The 6,062-nt window shown below is 68.1% G+C and carries 6 protein-coding genes; 2 read left to right on the top strand and 4 right to left on the bottom strand.

Translation table 11 applies throughout. The features are described from left to right. Positions 1-72: 72 nt before the first annotated feature. The 3 genes from SREC43747_RS0105985 to SREC43747_RS0105975 all read right to left on the bottom strand — a co-directional run bounded on the left by SREC43747_RS0105985 (position 73) and on the right by SREC43747_RS0105975 (position 2,397). Positions 73-564: a metallophosphoesterase family protein gene (locus SREC43747_RS0105985; protein ID WP_029720244.1), complete on the bottom strand. Its 492-nt coding sequence runs from the start codon at positions 562-564 to the stop codon at positions 73-75. Between the two features lie 69 nt (positions 565-633). Then, positions 634-1,404, bottom strand: a complete 771-nt coding sequence (locus SREC43747_RS0105980) for a CoA-transferase subunit beta (RefSeq protein WP_029720243.1) — start codon at positions 1,402-1,404, stop codon at positions 634-636. Positions 1,405-1,422: 18 nt separating this feature from the next. Continuing rightward, positions 1,423-2,397: a CoA transferase subunit A gene (locus tag SREC43747_RS0105975; protein WP_037331428.1), complete on the bottom strand. Its 975-nt coding sequence runs from the start codon at positions 2,395-2,397 to the stop codon at positions 1,423-1,425. Positions 2,398-2,527: 130 nt separating this feature from the next. Between SREC43747_RS0105975 and SREC43747_RS0105970 the strand changes: the two genes are divergently transcribed. Both SREC43747_RS0105970 and SREC43747_RS0105965 read left to right on the top strand, forming a co-directional pair. Further along, positions 2,528-3,460, top strand: a complete 933-nt coding sequence (locus tag SREC43747_RS0105970; protein WP_029720241.1) for a LysR family transcriptional regulator — start codon at positions 2,528-2,530, stop codon at positions 3,458-3,460. A gap of 262 nt (positions 3,461-3,722) precedes the next feature. Further along, positions 3,723-5,066 carry an MFS transporter gene (locus SREC43747_RS0105965; protein WP_029720240.1) on the top strand — a complete coding sequence of 448 codons (1,344 nt, stop codon included), beginning with the start codon at positions 3,723-3,725 and terminating at the stop codon, positions 5,064-5,066. Positions 5,067-5,142: 76 nt separating this feature from the next. Here SREC43747_RS0105965 and SREC43747_RS0105960 read toward each other — a convergent pair whose 3' ends face one another. Further along, complete coding sequence (locus tag SREC43747_RS0105960) at positions 5,143-6,048, bottom strand: pseudouridine synthase (RefSeq protein ID WP_029720239.1); 906 nt, start codon at positions 6,046-6,048, stop codon at positions 5,143-5,145. Positions 6,049-6,062 lie beyond the last annotated feature (14 nt).

Below are 6,062 nucleotides of genomic sequence, written 5' to 3'. Positions count from 1 at the left end.
CCAACGAGATCCAGCGCAACGTCATCGCCTCCCAACTCGTCAAGCGCGGCGGACTCGATTGACGACCACCGGCTAGTCGAGCCGGTGCAGGTGCACGTCGAGCTCCCCGTCGGCGAGTTCGGCGGTCATGTACGTGTGGTGCGGTTGGCGCCTGCGGTCGGTCGGGGACCCGGGGTTCAGCAGCCGCATCCCGTTCGGCGTGGTGCTGTCCCACGGGATGTGGCTGTGCCCGAAGATCAGCACATCGGTGTCGGGGAAGCGCTCGTCGCAGCGCCTCTCCCGCCCCTTGGCCGGACCCGTTTCGTGCACCACGGCGAACCGCAGACCGCCCAGTTCCAGGCGGGCGACTTCTGGAAGCTGTTGGCGCAGCTCCGGGCCGTCGTTGTTGCCGTGCACGCCGACCAGGTGGTGGCTGGCGCTGCGCAACTCCTCCAGCAGCTGGGGGCTCACCCAGTCACCGGCGTGGAAGACGACGTCCGCTGCGCCCACCTCCTGCCAGATCCGCGGCGGAAGTTGCTTGGCCCGGTGGGGCAGGTGGGTGTCGGAGACGATCAGCAGTCGCATATCCGAAGTCCAGCACAGCCGGGCCCGCGCGGCAGCTGGCTCGACGCAGGGGCTCGGAGGCGGACTGCCTCAGCGCAGGTACACGCGCTCGGGGTCCACGTCGTGACGCAGCACCCGGAGCTCGTCGGGGGAGGGCGGGTCGATCGTGGCGAGTTCGGGGGCCACGCGCAGGTCCCACCCGGTGGCTTCTTCGACCTGCTCGACGGTCACCCCGGGGTGCACCGCCACCAGTTGCAGTTCCTCGCCGACCCCGGAGCGGGCGAGGATGCCGAGATCGGTGATGACCCGGGTGACGCCTTTGCCCAGCGGTTCGATGCCGTCCTTCTTCGCCCGGTCCGGCCCGGGAGAGGTGCAGAAGTCCAGTTCGGCGACGAGGGAGCGCGGGTTGTGCCGGCGCATGACCACGAACACCTCCCGGGAATTCGCCATCACTTCCATCGCGCCGCCGGATCCCGGCAGCCGCTTCTCCGGGGCGTGCCAGTCACCGATCACCGACGAGTTGAGGTTGCCCCACCGGTCGATCTGGGCGGCGCCGAGGAATCCCACGTCGATCCGCCCGCCCTGGAGGACGTAGCCGAACAGCGCGGTCATCGGCAGGACGGCTTCGGAGTAGGTGATCAGCACCGAGTCGGCGATGGTTTCCGGCAGGTGGGTCGGGTGCGCACCGCACACGCCGGATTCGTAGATGATCTCCAGGTCCGGGGCGACGGTCAATTGGGCCAGCGACACCGCCAGGGTCGGCAGGCCGATGCCGGCGAAAACGGTCCGCTTGCCGGCCAGTTCCCGCGCGGCGACCGTGGCGAGCAGTTCGGAAGACGTAACGGTCACGGTGGACTCCATTCGGTGTTCCGGCCGGGTTCAGCGGCGGCGGCCGTAGTTGACCGGCTGGCTCCAGGCCTCCTCGACCGCCAGCCTCTCCCAGCGCTCTCCGCCGAGCTTGGCCACGTATTCGGCGTGGTCCCGGGTGCCGTGGACCCACTCGTCCAGCCATTGGCGCAGCGTGCGCGGATCCTTGCTGATCTGCGACCACTCGCGGTAGAAGGCGTTGTCCCGGTCGTAGTACCCCTGGGCGAAGGAGGGGTGCGCGCCGCGGGGGCACTCGACGACCGCGTCCACCGCGTGGGCGGGGATGACGGTGCGGTTCGGATCGGACCGGACGACCTCGTCGGGGACCACTTCTTCGACGACCACGATCGCCTTCTTGGCCGCGTAGACCGCTTCCGCTTGGATGCCGGTGAGGCCCCAGATCTGGGTGTTGCCGGCTCGATCGGCCCGTTGGGCGTGCACGATGGTGACGTCCGGGTTGATCGGGGGGACGACGTAGATCTCCTCGGTGCCGCCATCGGGCCCCGGGTAGGGCGAGGTCACCTTGCGGATCTGCGGGTTGACCGACGGGATGTCGCTGCCCGCGTAGGAGCGCAGCGGGTAGAACGGCAGCCGCTGGGCCCCCGCCAGGTAGCGGCAGATCATGCCGTAGTGGCTGTACTCCTCGAAGTGCAGCGGTTCGGGTTCGCCGGTTTCGATGCGGCGGCGCAGCTCGCCGAGCGAACCAGCGGTGGAGTTGCCGACGAACGACGAAACCAAGCGGGAAACGCAGCCTGCCGCGATCATCTGGTCGACGATGATGTCGGCGGTCATCCGCACGACGGTCAGATCCCGCCGCTGCTGCCGGATGATCTCGTGGCCGGCGGCTGTGGGGATGAGGTGGGTGAAGCCCTCCAGGGCCACCGTGGCGCCGTCGAAGACGTGGCTGGCGATCGCTTCGCGCAGCGTCGTGGTCTTGTCCGGCTGCGTTCCCGAAGGGGCTGCCGAATCGGTCGCCGGCTGCGGCATTTTCGGGCTCCTCGCTGTCTTCGGTTCTGGTGGTCAATAAACTGCCAGCCCTGATTGATTACTGTCCAATACTGAATTAGTGTCACATCAAGATGAAAAATTAATCGGTCTTGCGCGAGGGGCGGGCATCGTGGAACTGCGTTACCTCACCGCGTTCGTCGCTGTCGCTGAAGAACTCCACTTCGGCCGGGCCGCCAAGCGCCTGCAGATGGCCCAGCCACCGCTCAGCCAGCAGATCCGGCAATTGGAGCGGGAACTCGGCGTGCAGCTCTTCGAACGCAACACCCGCTCGGTGCGGTTGACCAGCGCCGGCGAATCCTTCCTGGAACCGGCGCGCACCGTGCTGGAAGACGTGGACGCGGCGGTGCGGGCGGCGAAGGCCGCCGGTCGAGGCGAATACGGCCGGGTCACAGTGGGGTTCGCCGGAGCCTCCAGCCACGAAGCCCTGCCCCTGCTCACCCGTGCCGTGCGCGCCGCCCATCCCGGACTGGAGCTGGTCATGCGCGGCCAGACCTACGCCAACGAAGCCCTGGCCAAGGTCGCCGACGGCTCGCTGGACCTCGGTTTCGTCCGGCTCCCCATCACCCAGCCCGGGGTGCAGGCCCGGGTGATCGAGGTGGAAGAGCTCATCTGCGCGCTGCCGTCCGACCACCGACTGGCCGAGCGCGAGTCCATTCCGGTCGAAGAACTCCGGGACGAGCCGTTCGTCAGCTTCCCCGCCAACGCCGGCTCCACGCTGCGCGACGCCACCGTGAAGGCGTGCGTCTCCGCGGGTTTCACCCCGCGCGTGGTGCAGGAAGCGCCGGACTCCTACACCATCCTGGCCCTGGTCGCCGCGGGAGTCGGGGTGACGCTCACGCTGACCTCCTGCAAGCACATCCAGCAGACCGGACTGGTGTACCGGCCGTTGGCGGGCGAGCCGACCAAGCTCTACGCGGCACTGGCCTGGCGGCCCGACAACACCTCCGCAGCGCTGCGCACCGTGCTCGAGATCGCCGAAGAGGCCCTGCCGACACCGGATCTCAGCGCTGAAGAGCTCGAGCGGGTGAACGCGCTCAGCTGACGGCAGCGCAGCACCGGTGCGTGCTCCGCGCACGGTTCTTGACCACGAGTAACTGATACAGCTGCCGTATCACTGTTGCAGCAATTTTGTATTGGACACCTCTTGGTCCTCCGTGGCAGCGTTGCCGCCATCACAGCGGGATGCGTGCGCACGGTCATTCCCGCACCAAGCCATTCCGGGATATCGAGCTCGTCCCGAGCAGCTCTGCGCCCGGGAAACGGGGCCGACGCGAAGAGGCGTCGGCGCGGGAAGAGGAGTGGACATGAGTGCGGTGGACGCACGAGGACAACGCCGAACGGCCAATCGTGCCGGGATTGGTGCTTTCATCGGCAGCACCATCGAATGGTTCGACTTCTACATCTACGGCACCGCCTCCGCGTTGGTGTTCGACGAGGTTTTCTTCCCCGAGATCGAAGGCTGGCTCGGCACTCTCGTCGCGTTCGCGACGTTCTGGGTGGGCTTCCTGGCCCGCCCGCTCGGTGGCATCGTCTTCGGGCACATCGGTGACCGACTGGGGCGCAAGAAGACCCTGGTCATCACCCTGCTGATGATGGGGACCGCGACCACGCTCATCGGTTTGCTGCCCGGCTACGAGCAGATCGGTGTCGCGGCGCCCATCGCCCTGGTGTGCATCCGCATGGTGCAGGGGATCGGCCTGGGCGGGGAGTGGGGTGGATCGGTGCTGATCGCCTCCGAACACGCCCCAGCGGGGAAGTCCATCCTCTACGCCGCGTTCGCCCAGCAGGGGTCTCCTGTGGGCAACGCGTTGAGCACGCTCAGCTTCCTGCTGATCAGCCAGCTGCCCGACGAGGCGTTCCTCGCCTGGGGTTGGCGGGTTCCGTTCTTGTGCTCGGCGCTGCTGGTGGTCGTCGGAATGTTCATCCGGCTGCGCGTCAGCGAGTCCCCGGCCATGGCGGCGGTCATCGAGAACAAGCAGGTCGCCAAGCTGCCGGTGTGGGAAGTGGTGCGCTCGCACCCGATGTTGTTGGCGCTGGGGATCGGTGCTTGCACCATCGGGCTGTCGGCCACGTACTTCAAATCCACCTTCGCCCTGTCCTGGGCCACTTCCACTCTGGACTTCGAGCGCAGCGCGTTCCTGACGATCCTGCTGGTCGCGACGATCACCCAGATCCTGGTGCAGCCGCTGGGAGCGGTGCTGGCCACCAAGATGCGCAACTGGTCGCGCGCGGTGACCATCATGCTGGTTCCGGAGATCGCGCTGATGCCGCTGATGTTCGTGCTGATCCGCACGGAGAACTACTGGCTGTCGATGTTCGGGGTGGCGGTGGCGACGATTCCGCACTGCCTGTACTACGCGGCCCTGGCCGGCATGTTGGCCAGCCGCTTCCCGGCCAACGTGCGCTACACCGGCATCTCCCTGTGCTACCAGCTGTGCGGCACGCTGCTCGGTGGCACCACGCCGGTCATCGGCCAGTTCCTGCTGGGCAGCACTGGAACCATCGCCGCGGTGATCGGCTACGCGATCTTCCAGGTCCTGCTGACCCTCGGCTGCATGCTGCTGCTCCTGCGCCGCCCCAACTACGACGAGCGCCTCCAGGAGGCGCAGCCGCAGGCGGCGGTGCCCTCCGCGGCAGGACAGCTCTGAGCAACACGACGGCTGCCCACGGGGGATCCTCACCAGCTCCCGGTGGGCAGCCGTCGCGGTCGTTTTCCGCGACCGGTCAGCGCTCCCACAGCTGCAGGCGAAGCCGGCTCTCGAAGCGGCGCCGGGCACCGGTGATCGGATCGGTGAACTCCAAGACGGCGGCCAGCAGCTGTAGCGGTCGGGAGAAGTCACCGGGGACGCGCTGCTGGACCACCGGGTACAGGTCGTCCCCGCAGATCGGAATGCCGAGCCGGTTCATGTGCACCCGCAGCTGGTGCGTGCGCCCGGTCCGCGGCACCAACCGGTACAGCCCCTTCCCGGACCGCTGGCCCAGCAGCTCGACGTGCGTTTCGCTGTTCGGCTCCCCGGGTTCTTCCCGAGCCTGCAGCACGCCGGGCTGCTTGCTGATCCTGCTCCGCACCGTGCGGGGCAGGATCAGCTCGGGTTTGCAAGGGGCGACCGCCAAGTACTCCTTGCGCACCATCCGCTGTTGGAACAACCTCTGGTACGCACCCCGGTGCTCGGGCTTGCGGACGAACACCACCAGTCCGGCCGTCATCCGGTCCAGGCGGTGGGCCGGAACGAGCTCGGGCTGCCCCAACTGGGTCCGCAACCGGACCAGCGCGGTCTCCACGACGTGCCCGCCTCGCGGGGTGGTGGCCAGGAAGTGCGGCTTGTCGATGACGACGAGCTCGTCGTCCTGGTGGACGAGCTCGATCGGGAAGGGGACCGGAACCTCCTCGGGCAACTCGCGCTGCACCCAGATCACCGCGCCCGGGACGAAAGGGGCGTCGAGCCCCAGCGGCCCGTCGCAGCCGCGCACCCGGCCTTCGGCCAGCATCCGGTCGATGCAGTCGGCGGGCAGCTTCGGCAACCGCTCCACGAGGTGGTCCCGCAGCGTTTCCCAACGTCCGGTGCTCGGCAAGCGCAGCCGGGTGGGTGGGATCGCGTGCTGGACCGGGGAAGTCGACTTGCGGCGCATCGCGCCCCAGCCTA

Origin of the sequence: Saccharopolyspora rectivirgula DSM 43747 (assembly GCF_000497205.1) — a bacterium.
GTDB lineage: Bacteria > Actinomycetota > Actinomycetes > Mycobacteriales > Pseudonocardiaceae > Saccharopolyspora > Saccharopolyspora rectivirgula.
The sequence above is the reverse complement of the archived record's forward strand: the minus strand, read 5'-3'. Positions and strand labels throughout refer to the sequence as shown.